The sequence below is a fragment of the Bacteroides sp. MSK.20.12 genome, from assembly GCF_019052435.1.
In the GTDB taxonomy this organism is placed as follows: Bacteria; Bacteroidota; Bacteroidia; order Bacteroidales; family Bacteroidaceae; genus Bacteroides; species Bacteroides xylanisolvens.
The window spans coordinates 65,235-82,609 of the sequence record NZ_JAHQVH010000002.1 but is presented as its reverse complement, the minus strand read 5'-3'; the positions used below and the strand labels follow the sequence as shown (position 1 = coordinate 82,609).

Sequence of the window (17,375 nt, the reverse complement as noted above, 5' to 3'; positions counted from 1 at the left end):
TAATAGTTGTTGCAAAAATAACAATACTACCAATAGCGATAAAAACTATAGTTGTAAATACCGTCACCACTGATAGTTCCTTCATACAATTTATAGCCTTTTATATCACCATGATAAAAAACTAACGGAGAGCCGTTATAATCCATTTCGTAAGTTCCTTTCGTTTCCCCTTTAGGAATAGTGATTGATGCACTACTCTCATACTTTCCACCATCATTGTATGCTTCGTATGGGATTCTGCAACTTATATCTTTTTTTACGGGATAAGTTGTCGTGGCAGTAAAAATAGGATGATTGGAATACAGTTCTTTCATTGAAATCATTATGCGATTATCAATTCCATTTTGAGTAATACCAACTGTTAATGTTTTATTAGATCCCGGCTGTTTCAATACAATTTTTCCACTTCTGAGAGAGGAAGTATTGTCCTGGGCTACTACCGATAGAACATATATATCATAATACTGAAAACATATAAGATAATCCAACCATGAAGGACCACTCACTATTTCAGGTTGCAATAATGTTTTTGTTCCATTAACCTCTACATAGGAACATAAAGTTCTACTAAGAGGTTGTGAGTCATCCTTCGGACTAATAACAAAGTCCTCCACTACATCCGAATCTGAAGCCCCAAAACAATATGTACTATCCGAATTTGCAGCCCTTGTAACTATATCTCCTACTTTATCTATATCAAACAGAATTTCATTACTACAGCTACACCAAATAATCAAACTTAAAATAAATAATATGTTTTTCATTATTATCCGACTTTTATTGAAACAATAAAGGCAGCGGATTCATGTTATATGCCCCGCTGCCTTTTCTTATCAATCTCTATTATTTACCAGCCAATCCGTCAGCAAAACCGGCATAAGTATGCTTACGGTTGTAGTTGGAATCCCATAAACCTACAGGTTCACCGCCACGCCAGTTAGAATCACCGGGGGCACCGGGAGCATCGGTAGCACACCACTGCGTGATGCCGTATTGCTGTGCCACAGGAATAATCTCGAAGTATTTCTTCACGATAAACTTATAATATTCAGCCATCGCTTTATGTTGTTCTTCTGTCATATCCTTTGTCAACACCGTAGTGCCGCTTTCATCCACATATCCCATATCCAGCTCAGATACTTTCACGAGTTTGCCACTCTTGGCTAAGATTTCAAACATTTTCACTACATGTTCTTCTTGCTTCTGCTGGTCAGCAGCATTGGCGCGATAAGCCACGTGCATCTGTGTACCGATACCGTCAATCTTTGTCACACCGTCAGATTCCCACTTCTCTATCCAGTGTACCAAGCTCTTGGCTTTCTGATTGTTATCCCAAGTGGATTCCAGATTGTAATCGTTGATGAAAAGTTTGAGAGGTTTAACACCACCGTTTTCTGCATAATATTTACGGGCGGCAGCTACAACAATACGAACATAATCTTCACTACCCAAGTAATCTTGCCAGTAGAAATTATTGGCAGCGTCAGCACCGGCATTAGATGCAGATTGCAAGACATAGAAACCTTCACCGTCGTTGCCACCACCTGAAATAGCTTCGTTCACTACATCCCAAGTAGTCACGTAACCACCAGTAGCTTTCATCATTCCTTCAATCCAATTGTTCATTGCCCGAGTAAGCGCTTCTTTTTTCTCTTCGGGAGTAAGAGGAATAGTGTTACCTTTAGTAACTATTTGCAATTTGATATTATCAAAATAATATTTATTAGCAGGTGCATTGGGCGCGCCTACATCCAAGTTCCATGCAAAAGTCTGCATGTTTCCCTCAGGAGAAAGGGTAGTGTTAATAGTAATAGTTTTTTCAAAGTGTTGCCATTCCGTAGTGAAACTAACAGCACACCCACCATCATAATGAATATAAGCTCCAGGGGCAGCATGAGCCTGAGACTCAGAATTATTGGATGTATCTGCACGATAATCGAAAGAGATACGTACAACATCATTTTCCACCAACGGACGGTCAGCATACAAAAAGAATTGAGTATCCCAACTGTTTGTTCCTCCACCAGCAGAAGTAACAACGAAAGCACGACTACCGTCTTTACCTACTCCATCAACAATATCGCAAGCAGCATTAGCTCCTCCCACATGAGTAGAAACAAAATTGGTAGTTTCACTGCCTTGCGCATCACCATTAGTAATGATGTCAGTTAAAATCTCTACTGCCGCATCTCCCGGTGTAGGTATAATTGAATAAGAATGCGCATGCCAACTTGGTTTAGACCAATTAGAAGGCAGATTTCCTTCTTCAAAAGTTCCGTTCTTTATCATATTTTGCTCAGAACCTTTTTCAACCAGCACCATGTCATCAAACCAAAGATCTCCTCCAAACTGTCCGAAATTGAATAACAAACGAGAACAATCACTATTAGGTGTAAATTCAATGCTTATTGTGCTCCATGTAGTTCCTGCTGAAATCTGTGGTATGCCATAATGTGTATTACCAGCATTCGGTGTTTCTATCCAAAGCGGAAATGTCACAGCTGATGAAGCCTTGGTTCTCATAGAGAATACATAAGATTTCCCTTGTAAAAGAGGAGATTCCAAATCATAGTAATTTTGCCAATCCCATGGATTCGCCTTCGCTTCAGAAGTATTGATATGCAAACAATTTCCTTCTCCTACAGAGGGCGGCAATTCTTTGTCTTTAATCAAAGAATTCAAATACTTATTATTCTGCTGTGCATGCCAAGCCAATGTATGTCCATATATAGTAATTCCGGCAGCTTGGGCGGCAGTGACAAATTTATCCACAGTTTCGAAATTCATCTCCCCTTTATCGTTCACACACGAAGCATATTTCATCGCATTGCCTGCGGTCACTTCGTCGAAGTTGGCTTCCGCTAAACGAAATACCAATCCTCCTTCGATAAATTCGTTGGCTGCCAACGCTAATCCCAATTTAAAATCGGGATTAGCTGCACGGTCTATGTACGATTTCAGCGGGGCATAATCATTCAGATACTCGTATTGCGCTATCGACTCCGGTTTTGTCACCGTGACATCGGCAATCTCGGTATCCACGCAAGAAGCCAGCAAAGCTGCTACCAGCGTGCCCCATACCATATTATTTTTTCTATTCATCTTCATGTAGTTTTCTTAAATTGTTTAGATTGCGGTTCACTTCAACTTCACGTTAAAAGTTTCAAATTTGCTCTGTCTGTCGCGTGACACCAGCGCGTCCGTGCTGCTACATTTGGCAGTGCCCGTTTCACCGGTCACAGCATTCAACACATAAGGCGCATAAGTCACTTCATAGGTCAGTTCGAACAGGTCGCGGTCTTTGTCGCCCCACGCTTTCTTGGCACCATGATAGGTCCACTTGCCCGAACCGCTTGCCTGAGCCCCCGGTGTGTCGGTAGTGATGGAGCAATTGCCGTTGTCGTCAACCGTTATCACCAAGTCCATTGTCAACGTTTGCTTGGAAGATTCGCCTTTCTCATTCACCACATCCACCGAAAGCGAAAGAGGATAACGCACTTTGTTGAGGGCAATAGTTCCCAATGTACGTTGGTCTGCTTTCTCTATATTCTGCGGGTTACGGTTGAGCGTAGAAGTGTTGCCATTGATGTCGAGCTGGTCTGTGCCACGACTCAACCAAACGCCCTCATACTTGTTTTTGTAGGTCACCCCATAAAGCGCATAGTCTTTGGGAAGCACGTCCCAGTCTGCCACATTCAAGCGATTGGGAGACTCAACTTTAGGTTTGCCCGCCAAGATAGAGTCTGAAGCCTGTGCTAACCGTACCGGAATGACATAGGTGAGTTCGGGCGTGAGAGGATCATTGAAGAAAGCATCGGTCAACTGTATGTCCATACGTCCATAAATGTCTCCTTTGGGAAATACCACCTGTTCCGAAGAATAAGTATAATATTCCTTAGGCATAGGAAGTATCGGCTTGCCATTGTCGAAATAAGCATTGGTACACAAACTTTCATCGATAACAATCTGTGCTGTGCGCTCTTTGCGGTTTGACCACACACCGCCCAATGTAGCGATGATCTGCATCCGATATTCATTGTCTTGTTCGGTAGGATATACATCTTCGCCCAATGTGATGGTGCGTATAGGAGTCTGAGTAGCAAAACTGATGGTCTGATATTCGTAATCGTCGAATTCTTTGTCTCCGTTTTCACAGCCGGCAAACAACAAGCCAAGGACCATGCATTTCATTATTGTCTTATTCATAATCATTGTATGCTTTAGCATTTTATTAAATTTACACTATCGGTTTACCAACCCTGATTCTGTTTCAGTTCGTCATACTTAAGAACTTCCGAATAAGGAATAGGACCGTAATACATATACTCACTGAACGAGCGTTTGTCTACCTCCATCGGAGTATAACGGGTTCCACTGATATTCATCCCTTTAGCGGTTTCGGTCAGATTGCTCTTCCAGCGGCGCAAATCCCAGAAACGGAAACCTTCGAAACAAAGTTCGATGCGACGTTCGTTGCGGATGAGTTCCGCCATCTTTGCCTGATCGTTCTTGATGGATTCCAAGTAAGCATCACCATTGTCGCGACCGATGCCGGCACGGTGGCGCAACTTTTTCACCACATCATAAGCAGAATAGCCGTTGCCTCCTTTATCTTGCGGACCGTACGCCTGATTTGCCGCCTCGGCATACGCCAAGAATATCTCGGTATAGCGGATGCGCGGTGTGTAATGATACTGGTCAGCTTTCGCATTCGGGTCGAGGCTGATGTCCTGACGCAACAGTTTGCGCAGATAGTATCCGGTACGGGTAGAACGTCCTACCACCTTGTTCAGTGCATCATTGGTAGTTCCGTCGGCTGCCGTAAAGATTTCCTTATTCGTATTGCCTGCCTTACAACCATTATAAAGAATGTATGCTTCCAAGCGCGGGTCACGGTTGGCGTACGGAAGATTTTCATCATATTCGCCGGACAGATGAGACACCGGATAACCGTTCAGCATCGGGAATGCATCCACCAGATTTTGAGTTGGGTTGATACGTCCGTTACCGTAGAGTGTGGGCGGGAAGTTATCTTCTTCGAGCGAGAGGGATTTGGCACGTTCACCACGCCACAGAATTTCAGCAGGTGATTCGGTTGGGCTAAGTTTTTCAATATCATCTACATTGCAATACCATGTCCATCCGGTAGGATCCATACCGTCTACCCCTCCGATATGATTCAGCACCTTTGCAGCACTAGCAGCAGCCGTTTTCCAATCAACGCCTGACTGGTCACTATATGCCGGACTGGCAGCGAGCAAATCCGCTTTTGCCACAAACGCTTCCACCACCTTTCCGGACATACGTCCGATAAAGTTTGCGCCAAACACACGGGTGACTTTGCCTTGGTCTGCTCCTGCATATTTAGCAGACAAGCGTTGCATTTCCGCTGCGTCACCATATTCCCAAGGCAATCCTTCGAGTGCCAACCGGGCGTCTTCTTTCAACGCCTTCATGCAATCTACAAATGTGCTGCGGGGCACATTGAAATTGGATCCGGCTGCTTCCGGTTCGGTCAGGATGGGCACCCCCATCAACACACCGTCTTCGGTATAGCCCGCATGGGCTTCGAGGAGGTAATACATATACATGGCACGCAAGCCATAGGCTTCCGCTTTCTCACGGTCGCAGAACATCTGCGCCACCACTTCGTCTTTCGCCCATTTCACCTTGTCGGCATTGGCAAGGAAAAGATTGATGTACTGTATGGCGGAACGGCAGGAAGTCCAACGGTCGGCAGGATTGTTGTTTGCCGTCCACATGCCGGAGGCTATTTTACGCCAGCTGTTTTCCGCATCATTGCTCACAGCGTCATCGGTAGCCACGTCGTTGAAAGAATAGCCTGCGCAGGGTATGCGTGTATAGGCATTTGCCAGTATTCCTTCGGCATATTGCGAATTCTCGTACATATATTCCAGTCCGAGGTTGTTCTCGATAGCCGGTTCGAACAAGTCATCGCATCCGGTCAGACAAGCGGCAAAGGCACATATTGTTATAATTTTCTTCATGACTTATTTATTCTATATTTTTATATTCTACAACGAGAGACCCATCAAAAGTCTACCTTTACACCCAGTGCGTACGAACGGCATTGGGGAGAAGTCCCTACATTCATCTCCATATATTTACGCTCCTTCGCCAAGGTCAACAGGCTTGTTCCGTTGGCATAGATTTGTAAACCTTTCACAAGTTTGCCTTTCAGCATAGCAGCCGGGAAGTCGTAAGACAATTGAACACGGTTCAAATCGAAACGTGAAGTGTCGTACAACCAGAAGTCGGAAGCCACAAAGTTCAGGTCGCCACCTTGTGTTGTGAGACGCGGGTATGTGGCGATATCTGCCGTCTCTTCCGTCCAGCGTCCGCGAACCACTTCAGAATATTTGCGATCGCCATACACGTGCATATAACTATTATTCTTCAGTCCTTTGCCACCAAACGATCCGGTGCCTGCCACAAACAATGTGAAGCCTTTGTACTTGGCAGTCAGGTTGAGACCCATCACCCAGGAAGCACCCCACTTGCCCAATACCACCTGGTCTTGCTCATTGATGACACCGTCGTTGTTTTGGTCTACATACTTCAAATCACCGGGTTTGGTATTAGCATTCACCTTTGCCGAGCTTTCCACATCGGCAGCGTCTTTGAAGAATCCGATGCATTGATATCCGCGCAAAGCATCAATCGCCTCACCTTCGGCTTTCAGCCAGTCATATTTCACATTCTCGTCCCATTTGGTGTTCTTGGAGGTGTAGTACATACCCACAAGCCCCACATTCCATTCAAAGTCACCGTGCTTTTTGCCCACATTTACACTCAAGTCCACACCCGTACGACGTTGGTTGTTCATGTTAATATAAGGACGCATATCGGACTTCGGATAATAAGTCTGGAAATAAGACGGATAATTTTGGGGCTGCGCCAGCAATCCTTCGGTATTGGTTACGAAGTAATTGGCATTGAGTCTCACCAATCCCTTCCAAAGAGAAGCGTCCAATCCTACCGTAAATTCCTTACGCTTGATGTAGCCGAGGTCGGGGTTTCCACCTTGCAGGAAGTCGGTGGTCTGCATCGAGTTGTTTACCTCGCTCCATCCCCACCACGTACCTGCCTGTGTAAACTTGGTAGCATACATGTAGTAATCACTGATATCCAAATCCTGATTGAGCACACTATAGCCTGCCATCAGTTTCAGGTTATCGAGCCAATCGGCATCTTTGAGGAAACCCTCTTCGGAAAGACGCCATCCCAACGTAAACGAAGGCGAAAGCCCTATCCGGTTGCCTTCGGGCAATTTGGCGGAATGAACCGCTGCCATGCTGAAATCGGCGTAATACTTACCGGCATAGTTATAATCGAGTTGCAAACCCAAGTTGGAATTGCTAGTGCGATGGTAGGTACCCGAATAGGTCTGCTGGCTGCCTTGAGCCAACAACAATGCATTCACATGATGATTGTCGGCAAAAGTGTTCTGATAGCCGAACTGTGCAGAGAAATAAATGGTCTGATACGCCGTACTGCCCGATACGTTTTGCGTACCGGTATGCTTGTCCATATTGTACTTAGTCAATGAAGTAATACGGTCGCCTCCGAAAGCATTGTTCCAAGAGGCTTCATACACTGCATAGTCGTCGTCGATAGAAGTGATGTAAGAAGTTCCGTAGTCTACGGAGAACTGTGTACGGAATGACAATCCTTTCAGTACTTTATACAAATCGAGGTTGATTCCCGCATCAAACTGGAAACGACGTGAAGTAGCTTTCTGATAACCGGACGCATACATGGCAGCAAAAGGATTAGTCATGTTCAACTGCGTACCTCCCAATAGATATTTGCCGTCAATAAGGTAATTGCTATTATTGATCAACGTCCACGAAGCAGCATCGTTTTTATCGACAAACTCAATGGGAATGAAAGGTACAAGAGGCGCCGAACCGGGAGCAGTCGGACGTAACGTAGCCGAGTTAGCCCAGTAGTCTGCCTTATCGTGACGGGAATCGTAGAAGATAGCATTTGCATTTACCCAACCGCTGATCCAATCGTTCATACGCAAATCCACATTACCGCGGATATTCAGGCGCGAATTGCGGTTGTTCTTACTTTCACCGAAGTTGAGCAAGTCGTTGGAACTCTCGTAACCGATGTTCGTATAGAAGTTGGCGTAGCGTCCGCCGCCCGAAAACTCGGCCACTCCGTTATAGTCCTGACTTGTCTTCCGAATATAGTCATCGGAAAAGAAGTTGATGTTCGGATAACGGTAAGGGTTACTTCCGCTTGCATAGTTGTAAATCTGCTCATCCGAGAAAGCGGGATCCAACCCGTCGTTACGCAACGCCTCGTTATACAACGTCATGTATTCGGCAGAAGCCAGATATTTAGGATAGCTTTTAGGCACATTGATACCGGCATTGGCACGCGCACTCACCCGCAAGTCTTTATCGCATCCGCGCTTCGTGGTGATAAGAATGACTCCCTTCGCACCACGGCTGCCGTAAAGCACCACGGCTTGCGCTGCTTTGAGGAATGTGATTTGGGCTATTTCGGTAGGACGAATGTTGTTTGCCTCACGAGGGACTCCGTCTACCAATACCAACGCTTCGCCCATGTTCCATAATTGTCCGTTGTAACCTCCCACTAAAGATTGCATATTGTCGAGACTGTACAGCGAATAACTTTTATTAGTCAGTTCCTCTACATTGACGGACGAGACACCACCCATCAAATCCGCCCGGTCCACTGTGCGGAAAGCCACATTCACTTTCTGAGCCAATGTATCAGTCTTCTCCACATCCGTCTGAGCCATCAGCCCGGCAGAAGCAAACAATAGTCCGGCGCTAAGAATTATATTTTTATGAATTTGTTTCATGATATTCTATTTCGTTTAATAAGTCACTTGTTTACCATCCCGGATTCTGATAGAACTCCGGATACAAGGTCACGTCAGACAATTTCAGAGGCAACCAGTAATGCTTCTCCGTGAAATTACGCGTCACGATTACCCGATATGTATAGCCGCTTACAGCTGTTTCCTGAGGGTTCTCGGCAAGGTCGCCTACCCGTTGGAAATCGACAGCAGTCTTTTCGGTATAAGGTTTCTTGTCGATAAGCAACCAGCGACGCAAGTCAGTGAAACGGTGTCCTTCGTATGCAAGTTCTACCGCACGTTCGCGGCGAATCTCACTGTTGAACAGATCGATTGAACCGGTATATTTGGCATTGACACCTTCTACTCTCGCACGTTTGCGGATGGTGTTGACTGCGGCCAGTGCCGTAAGTGTACAGTTGGTTGACTTTCCTGTAGACGAGCCGGTAGCATTTGCCGCAGCTTCAGCATACATCAGATAAATGTCTGCCAGACGCATATAGCTGCAATAGATATGCATCTGCGGACTCCATCCCCAGCCATCATCCCATTTATTGGCTGTCACCGGAATAAACTTGCCAAGCAGGAATCCGGTACGGCTTCCGAACTGGTCGTCACGGGCGTTTCCGCCTGTGTAGAGGGATGCAACGGCTAAGTCACCGACCTCCTCCGAATCTTTTTTTGCATCAGATACCATAGGCGAACCGTCGAAGCGAATATCATGATAGAAACGTGGGTCGCGTCCTTTCCAAGGATGAGTCTTGTCCCACTTGGATTCCTGGTCGTCGAGCGGCAATCCATTTGCCATACCGTAATAGTGTACATAGTTGGCTGTGGGCGAGAGTTGCGGATTGTTATCTTTCTTATAGCTGGCAGGCACAAACTGAAGAGCTAAACCAAAAGTTGAGTTTTGCCAGCCATCTGCCACCAATCCTCTGAACAATGCTTCTGTAGAACCCGGCATTTGGGCATTCTTTCCGTATGTGTAGAAGAGGTCGGAATAGTCCTCAAAGTCCACCAAGCTATATTGCGTCTGTCGGTTCTCTACCAGCGTAAGCAACTCCCCGAACGCTTCGGCAGCCTTCCGGCAATATTCCTGATTGTAGGATTCGCTTCCTGTGGACACCTTGTTCATCAACGGACTTCCTGCCCACAGGTAGTTTTTACCTAAATAGCCCAGTGCCATGATTTTGTTGATGCGCAGTTGGTTGTATCCTTTCGTGCTCGGGCTGATAGATGTCTTGTCCCAATCAATAGGCAGCAGATCGGCAGCCATCCGGAAATCATCGGCAGCCTTGTCGGCACATTCGTGATAGCTGAGTCGCGGCTCGTTGAATGTTTCGTTGGGAGGCAACACCTTATCTATATAAGGCAATCCGCCGAAATATTGTATCAGCATGAAATGAAACCACCCGCGGAAGAAATAAAGCTGTCCGGCAATGGCGTTCTTCTGTTCCTGCGTTGCATCGGTAAGCAGGTCCAGATTTGCTAATCCCGTATTACATTTACGGATTCCGTACCAAGAAGCGGGCCACAAGTCGCGGTTCCATCTGAATCCGTCGTTCGGAGTAGTAAAGTCCAGATTCAGAGTTTTGCAATCCATAAATCCGGCCCCCCAGCCGTCGTGTTCAGCCTGCCACCCCCAAAAGTCGCCTTGGTCCACTTTATAGCCCATGTGATAATTGCAGTCTACACCAATCACTTCGTCTTCACCCCAGTTCCAAGAGTTTGACCAGTATTGTTTGGCCATGTCGGGAATACAAGCATAAAGCTCTTCTACAAATCCCTGAAAATTGTGGAAGTCCTTAAAGGCATTTTCCGGAGTGACATCCGATTCGGGTGCCTTGTCCAGATAGTCGGTACACGAAGCAGTCGTACCCGTCAATCCGAGACTCAAACAAGCCATTACAGCATATTTTATAATGTATTTTTTCATAATTCGATGATGTTTTAAAGGTCAAATTTAATACCCAGATTGAAACGACGTACAGTAGGATAAGCACCTTGCGAAGCCAATCCCGTACCTGCAAAGTTCGATTCGCGGTCATCCGGCATACGCGACCATACCCAAAGGTTGTTTCCGTTCAGGAATATTTTAAATCTGTTCAATCCAATTTTCTTTACCCAAGGTTGTGTAAAAGTGTAAGCCACTTCAGCATTCTTCAGACGAATAAACGAACCGTCGTAATGGAAGCGAGTACCTTCATAATAACTCGGAGTAGAATTGATACGAGGCATGGGAGCATCTGCATCAAAACGATCTTTCGACCAGAATACTCCTTCGTCGAATACAGTATTCACGTTATTGTGCAAGGAAGTAAAACCCACATAACGGTTGACGTTGGTCACTCCATAGAACTGTACAAAGCAGCTGAATCCCTTGTAATCGAATCCGATAGTAGCGTTGTACGTATTTTCGGGAGTACCCGTATAGCCGTAAGGAGCGCTGTCGTTGGCATCTATCACGCCATCACCATTATAGTCCATAGTGATATACTGTCCGGGCAATTTCTGATCGTTCATCGTATTGTGTGTAGGCATGGCGAATACTTCGTCCCACGTGTTGGCAAATCCTGCCGTAAGATGAGCGTGGTCTTGTCCGATGGCAAATCCTTCCGACTTCTGGTATGCGGGACGCAACACAGGGTCATCGTATTTGAGAATCTTGTTTTCAGCATGAGTCATATTGAAGTTACCCCACAGACGAAGACCGTTGTTCAATGTTTTATTTACACGAAGTTCCAATTCGTATCCTTTCGTACGCACGCGTCCTAAGTTGGCAGCCGGGGCGGAAATTCCTAAATAACCGGGAGTGGCACGTTTGTCGCCGGCTACAAGAATGTCCGAACGCTTGTCATAGAAAAATTCCAAACTACCGGCAAGCAAACCATCGAAGAAAGCGTAATCAACACCGATATTCTGCTTCAAAGCTGTTTCCCAATGTACATCGGGATTACCTACCGTAGCTTCCTTGTACCAAGTGTAAGGAGACTCGGTTCGATTGTTCAAACCGTGGAAAGACTTACCTCCGTAAGCCCACTGTGTAGCATATAGAAAACGAATACCAAGATTATCGTCACCTACCTCACCGATAGAATAACGTACTTTCAACATATCTACCCACTTACGGAGAGGCTTGAAGAATTTTTCTTCGCTTATCATCCAGCCCAACGCACCTGAGTTAAACAACTCGAAACGATAGTCGGGACTAAACTTCTCGGAACCGTTGTATGCACCGTTGTATTCCAAGAAATAACGGTTGCCATAACTATAAGTGGCGCGGAACGCCCAGTCTTCACGATAGTGAGGGAATTCGCTACCAGTGCTTCGTTCGGTACGGTTGAACACTCCCATGGCGCTGACATCGTGGTCACCGAACTTGCCGCTCCATGACAATTGTCCTTGATAAAAAAGATTGCGTTGAGTAGACCAGTCCCGCACAGCACCACCTGCTGTAGACCACAAGATACCTTCCTGAAAATCGAGTCCGGTTTTAGAGTCGGTTTGCGCGTTGCTATAATGCACCTCGCCTGTTTCCGGATCTATCCATTTGGTCTGCGTCCCGTGATTCAAGTCATTGACACCACGACCGGCTTCCACAAACACGTTGTCCCACGAAATCATGGCACTTGCACGTAATCCTTTTACGAGGAAACTCAAATCCTGTTCCAATACAAAGTCAGTATTGACGCGGGTAGTAGTAAGCATTTCATAGCCTGCATTGGCGAGATTCAACACAGAGTTCGGCGCACCTTGCGAATTGGGCTTGTAGTATCCCCACGTACCGTCGGAATAACGGGGCAAGAAAGCGTCTGACGGAGAACTGTAGGCAGCCTGCCACAACTGCGAGGCACCAAATGAATCGTCGGCAACTCCCCACGGTGATTTCTTCACACCGTAAGAACCGAAAATATTGGCTTTCAATACGGTAGTTTTGGTAATCTTGAAGTCCAAATTACTACGTGCATTAATACGGTTGAATCCGTAACCTGCCTGATAACCACGGTTATTGTCCCATTCGCGGAACAAGTCACCTTCATGCAGAAAGTCTACCGCAGCGAAATATTTGACGTGGCGTGTACCACCCGACAGGTTGATGCTCGGATTGTATGACATGGCATAATCTTTGAAAAGCTCTTTCTGCCAGTCAACGTTCGGATAACGTTCGGCCTCTTCCAAATTAGCAGGATGGCGATATTTGTCAATCGTCTCCATCGGCAATATTTTATTCCAAGAAGCAGGATTCAAGCCTAACTCATATTCGGCAGCCTGATTACGCACATACAACGCATCCGCCGACTCCATTCTTCCCGGCAGAGCAGAAACCACTTTAGCCGTCATGTTCATACTTACGTCAATCTTGGCCCGACCTTCGTTACCGCGCTTAGTGGTTACAAGAATGACACCATTGGCACCCTTCACACCATAAACAGCAGTTGCCGACGCATCCTTCAATACAGATATAGACTGTACAGAACTCATGTCCACACTGCTCATCGGACGTTCGATACCGTCCACAAGGATAAGCGGTTCGCTATTATTCCACGAGCTAACGCTACGAATTACAATTTTCGGGTCTTCGTCACCCGGCATACCAGTAGAGGCAGAAGTCACCACACCCGGCAAATTACCCGTCAATGCCGCACCCACATTCGACACACCACCTGCACGCTGTAATGTCTCACCAGTGGTTTGTGCAATAGCACCTACCACAGACGCTTTCTTTTGTTGTCCGTAACCCACCACAACCACTTCTTCCAGTTGCTTGGTGTCATCTTCCAATGTTACTTTAATAAGACCTTTAGAAACCACTTTTACTTCCTGCGGTTTCATTCCTACATACGAAACAATAAGGACAGACTTCTCACCGGGCACAGTCAATACAAAATTGCCATCTATATCTGTGATTGTACCTATTGAACTATTACCTTTTAAAGTTACTGAGGCTCCAATGATTGTCTCACCATTACTGTCAAGAACCGTTCCCCTCACCGTTATCCCTTTCTGTGCTGATGCTGTTACAAAACTAAACAACATAAGGAGAAACAGGTAAGGAATTTTTTGAATTTTCTTCGTTACATTTTTCATTACCATTAGTTTAAGATGTTAATTAACTACATTGTTTTCTAATCATCATTCTTTTTTAATTGCATTAGCTATCATTATAAATATCACCCATAGTTGCTAGTATTAGATTTATATAAAAAAAATAATTATTTGCAAGTAGCGTATAATCCAATTGTAGTACCGGTAAATCCACCAGCCGTTGTAGTAGAGAGATAACTGGAATCTACATCTTTACAAAGCAGTTTCCAGTTTTTTTCACCATCAATAGAATAATAGAAGTCGTAACCAATTCCTTGAGATACTAATTTCAAATATACCTCATTTGTATCTGCGTCTATTTCATCTGAAGCCAATGTCTGTTCCTTTTCACCGATTTGTTTCAGAGAAATATTTTTATTCTCACCCACTTTATTCAAGCAGAAGAAATATTGATGCGCCTCATCTTTAAACAATAACATTCCGGCTGTTTCCTTATCGTTAGAAGGATTGAACAACATACGGGTAGCACATTCAAATTTATGATGTTGTAACCGACGACAGACAAATGCCGGAGTTTTCTTTTCCGTAGCGCTAATATCTGCACACTTCAAGGTCAGGTATCCGGGCGTTTCCGTCAATGAATATAAATCGGAAGCAGAAGCTCTTAAAGTCATCCATGGCATATCAAGTACAGGAGAATCAAAGTTCGCTATTAACTCGAAATTACCATAAGTAACTGTCGTATCGCGTTTCGCACCTTCACGTTTTACAATCATAGGTACTAAATCATCTCCTTGTGTCATGTACGGGAATCCGTCTTCACTCCATTTCACCGGCATCATAAATGTTTCACGTCCCAAATTCTCAAACTGATTATTAATAGGGCGACAAGCCAGAAAAACAGCCCACCAATCTCTCTCTTTTGTTTGAATCAGGTCTGCATGACCAGCACAGGTTACCGAATTAGGACGGTCAGAATTCAAATGTCTTTGCGTCAGAATCGGATTGTTTTTCCATGGAAGAAACTTACCCATCGGAGAATCACCACGGAAAATCACTTCCGAATGCCAGTTTCCCGTTCCACCTTCGGCGGACATCAAGAAGTACTTTCCATTTATCTTATATAAATGAGGACCTTCTATCCAAATTGGTTTGTCTGCCGGTTGAGCTCCTTTGTTTACAAGAATTTTACGGGGACCGATCGTCTTATCTGTTTTCACATCAAACTCTTGTATGCGTATAGTACGGTGTCCGCTATATTCAGGTTTATTATCCGGAGCCTCATCATTATTAACAATATATGCCTTACCATCTTCATCAAAAAAGAAAGAAGGATCAATACCTCCGACCTCCGGCAACATGATGGGTTCCGACCATTCACCAAACGGGTCTTGCGTCTTAACAAAGAAATTTCCGGCTCCGACATTGGTTGTTACCATATAATATGTCTTGTTATACGGATTATAAGAAATAGCCGGAGCAAAAATACCGCCACTCACTTTCTGTCCTTCCATATTCACTAATTGCGAAGCACGGTTCAACACATGCCCTATCTGTTTCCAATTCACCAAGTCTTTGCTGTGAAAAATAGGAATACCGGGGAAATAAGTGAATGTAGATGTTACTAGGAAATAATCACCTTCTCCATTTGTACAAACACTAGGATCAGAATACCATCCCGGCAAAATAGGATTATAGAAATAGTCTTCACCTGACAGAGGATTGGAAATATAAAAATCATCATTTCCCTTATAAGAAAAATAATCAAAGAGGGCCACAGATTTTCCAATAGCCGGTAATTGTTGTTCCTTCTTTGAGCTACATGACATCATTGTTATCCCCAGCATAAATATGGAGAGCCAGACGATTGACATTAATTGTATTACCTGTGTATTCTTCATAATACTTCTTATTTTCTTTATAATCAAATATGAATTACTGATCTTTTCTGCAAAGATATGCCAGTTCATAAAACTACAAACATAATTATGTTACGGGCTTCTTTTCCTAAATAACATCTTCATTTTCAATGTTACATCTATCTTTTCCCTTGTAGCACACCCAAACAATTGCACTGATTATAAACACATTACAATCTTATTTTTTTTTGAATAAAAGCTATTCAAATTCCCAATAATCCAGATTGAAAAGTTTGTTTCCTTTCTCTCCTTTAAAGCAGAAATAAAGATCATGTACACCCTTTGCATTCTTTATCCGACATGACATCTGTTTATATATATCCAGTCCTCCTGTCGGTGATATACTGACACTACCTATTACCGGCCCTTCAGTGCTATCCAGACGAATTTCTATCATTCCGCCTTTTTCAACACAAGCTGCGCTTACACTGAATTTCTTTGCTCCTTTCTTGCCAAAGTCGACACCACGCACACACAGATATTCATTATTATCGATATCGGTTATATACAAACCACCATTCTCATGATTTCCAGTTTTAAGACCATATCCCCAAGCCATCGTTTCAGCTTCCACTCTACGGTAAGGATTAAAGTTTTCAATCTGTTCCAGTTTCGTCTCCTGCCAATAAGGAACTTCCTGAATAGTTCCATCCGGATTATAATGCATTTTTGCAACAGACGTGGAACGACGTTCCTTATGATCCAATGTTTCCAAATGAAGCAAATCATAATTTAGGCCAAATACATAAGAGCTACCTTTATAATCGATAATTCCAGGATGATTTCCTCTACTCCGCTCTGTTGGACGCATAATATATCCTTTTGTACTCCATGGTCCGGTAGCTTTTTCGCTCATAGCATAGCCAATCCCTTCCGGACAACAAGTTGAAGCGAAAGCCATGTAATAATGCCCGTTCCGTTTATACACCCACGGACCTTCCTGGTAATGTTCCGGTTTATTTTCCACTTGTACAATTTCCCCCGAATATGAAATCATATCCTCATTCAGTTTCACATAATAAACATTCGGATTGCCCCAATACATATACGCTTGTCCGTCATCATCAATAAATACGGTCGGGTCAATGTCGTACCAATGCTCCTTCTGCCAAACCAACGGTTTGTTCAAAGGGTCTTTAAAAGGGCCGTAAGGAGAGTCGGATACCAATACGCCAATACCATTACCGTGAATCGGACAATACATATAAAATTTGCCATTACGTTCGATGACTTGTTCTGCCCAGGCACCGTTATCACGTTTCACCCAATCAAAACTCTTCAGAGAAGCGACCGCTCCATGATCAGTCCAATTCACCATATCGGTGGAAGTATAAAGTAACCAGTCCAACATTTTGAATCCTTCGGCATCATCCTCATCATGAGTTGTATAAAGGAAAACGGTATCATTATATACCATCGGAGCCGGATCGGCGGTATATTTTGTCTGGATAATAGGATTTTGTGCCACTCCCGAAGTGACGGCAGTCATTGCCAACAGGAGTAATACACCCCAAAAATTCAAGTTTTTCATATTCTATCTGTCTAAACAG

General features: G+C 44.4%; 9 protein-coding genes. All 9 read right to left on the bottom strand.

Annotated elements, in window-relative coordinates; genetic code table 11:
• Positions 1-26 precede the first annotated feature (26 nt).
• A complete protein-coding gene (locus KTR06_RS01505) occupies positions 27-764 on the bottom strand; it encodes a hypothetical protein (RefSeq protein WP_008776484.1) in 738 nt (245 codons plus the stop codon).
• Positions 765-843: 79 nt separating this feature from the next.
• Positions 844-3,108 (bottom strand): endo-1,4-beta-xylanase, encoded by a 2,265-nt coding sequence (locus KTR06_RS01500; protein ID WP_240062673.1) that lies wholly within the window; start codon positions 3,106-3,108, stop codon positions 844-846.
• Between the two features lie 30 nt (positions 3,109-3,138).
• Positions 3,139-4,206 carry a DUF5627 domain-containing protein gene (locus KTR06_RS01495; protein WP_224262915.1) on the bottom strand — a complete coding sequence of 356 codons (1,068 nt, stop codon included), beginning with the start codon at positions 4,204-4,206 and terminating at the stop codon, positions 3,139-3,141.
• 44 nt (positions 4,207-4,250) lie between these two features.
• On the bottom strand, positions 4,251-6,008 hold the full coding sequence (locus KTR06_RS01490) for a RagB/SusD family nutrient uptake outer membrane protein (RefSeq protein ID WP_004309633.1): 1,758 nt from the start codon (positions 6,006-6,008) through the stop codon (positions 4,251-4,253).
• 44 nt (positions 6,009-6,052) lie between these two features.
• Positions 6,053-8,863: a SusC/RagA family TonB-linked outer membrane protein gene (locus tag KTR06_RS01485; protein WP_004309632.1), complete on the bottom strand. Its 2,811-nt coding sequence runs from the start codon at positions 8,861-8,863 to the stop codon at positions 6,053-6,055.
• A gap of 31 nt (positions 8,864-8,894) precedes the next feature.
• Positions 8,895-10,796: a RagB/SusD family nutrient uptake outer membrane protein gene (locus KTR06_RS01480; protein ID WP_004309631.1), complete on the bottom strand. Its 1,902-nt coding sequence runs from the start codon at positions 10,794-10,796 to the stop codon at positions 8,895-8,897.
• Positions 10,797-10,810: 14 nt separating this feature from the next.
• Complete coding sequence (locus tag KTR06_RS01475) at positions 10,811-13,954, bottom strand: TonB-dependent receptor (RefSeq protein WP_009039785.1); 3,144 nt, start codon at positions 13,952-13,954, stop codon at positions 10,811-10,813.
• 119 nt (positions 13,955-14,073) lie between these two features.
• Positions 14,074-15,807, bottom strand: a complete 1,734-nt coding sequence (locus KTR06_RS01470) for a glycoside hydrolase family 43 protein (protein ID WP_151923096.1) — start codon at positions 15,805-15,807, stop codon at positions 14,074-14,076.
• A gap of 217 nt (positions 15,808-16,024) precedes the next feature.
• Positions 16,025-17,356 carry a glycoside hydrolase family 43 protein gene (locus tag KTR06_RS01465; RefSeq protein ID WP_121960095.1) on the bottom strand — a complete coding sequence of 444 codons (1,332 nt, stop codon included), beginning with the start codon at positions 17,354-17,356 and terminating at the stop codon, positions 16,025-16,027.
• Between the last annotated feature and the right edge of the window lie 19 nt (positions 17,357-17,375).

Excerpts from the sequence above, each read along its gene's own strand:
- KTR06_RS01495 (WP_224262915.1), bottom strand. The coding sequence starts at position 4,206 with ATGAATAAGACAATAATGAAATGCATGGTCCTTGGCTTGTTGTTTGCC.
- KTR06_RS01505 (WP_008776484.1), bottom strand. The coding sequence starts at position 764 with ATGAAAAACATATTATTTATTTTAAGTTTGATTATTTGGTGTAGCTGT.
- KTR06_RS01485 (WP_004309632.1), bottom strand. The coding sequence starts at position 8,863 with ATGAAACAAATTCATAAAAATATAATTCTTAGCGCCGGACTATTGTTT.
- KTR06_RS01470 (WP_151923096.1), bottom strand. The coding sequence starts at position 15,807 with ATGAAGAATACACAGGTAATACAATTAATGTCAATCGTCTGGCTCTCC.
- KTR06_RS01490 (WP_004309633.1), bottom strand. The coding sequence starts at position 6,008 with ATGAAGAAAATTATAACAATATGTGCCTTTGCCGCTTGTCTGACCGGA.
- KTR06_RS01465 (WP_121960095.1), bottom strand. The coding sequence starts at position 17,356 with ATGAAAAACTTGAATTTTTGGGGTGTATTACTCCTGTTGGCAATGACT.
- KTR06_RS01480 (WP_004309631.1), bottom strand. The coding sequence starts at position 10,796 with ATGAAAAAATACATTATAAAATATGCTGTAATGGCTTGTTTGAGTCTC.
- KTR06_RS01475 (WP_009039785.1), bottom strand. The coding sequence starts at position 13,954 with ATGGTAATGAAAAATGTAACGAAGAAAATTCAAAAAATTCCTTACCTG.
- KTR06_RS01500 (WP_240062673.1), bottom strand. The coding sequence starts at position 3,108 with ATGAAGATGAATAGAAAAAATAATATGGTATGGGGCACGCTGGTAGCA.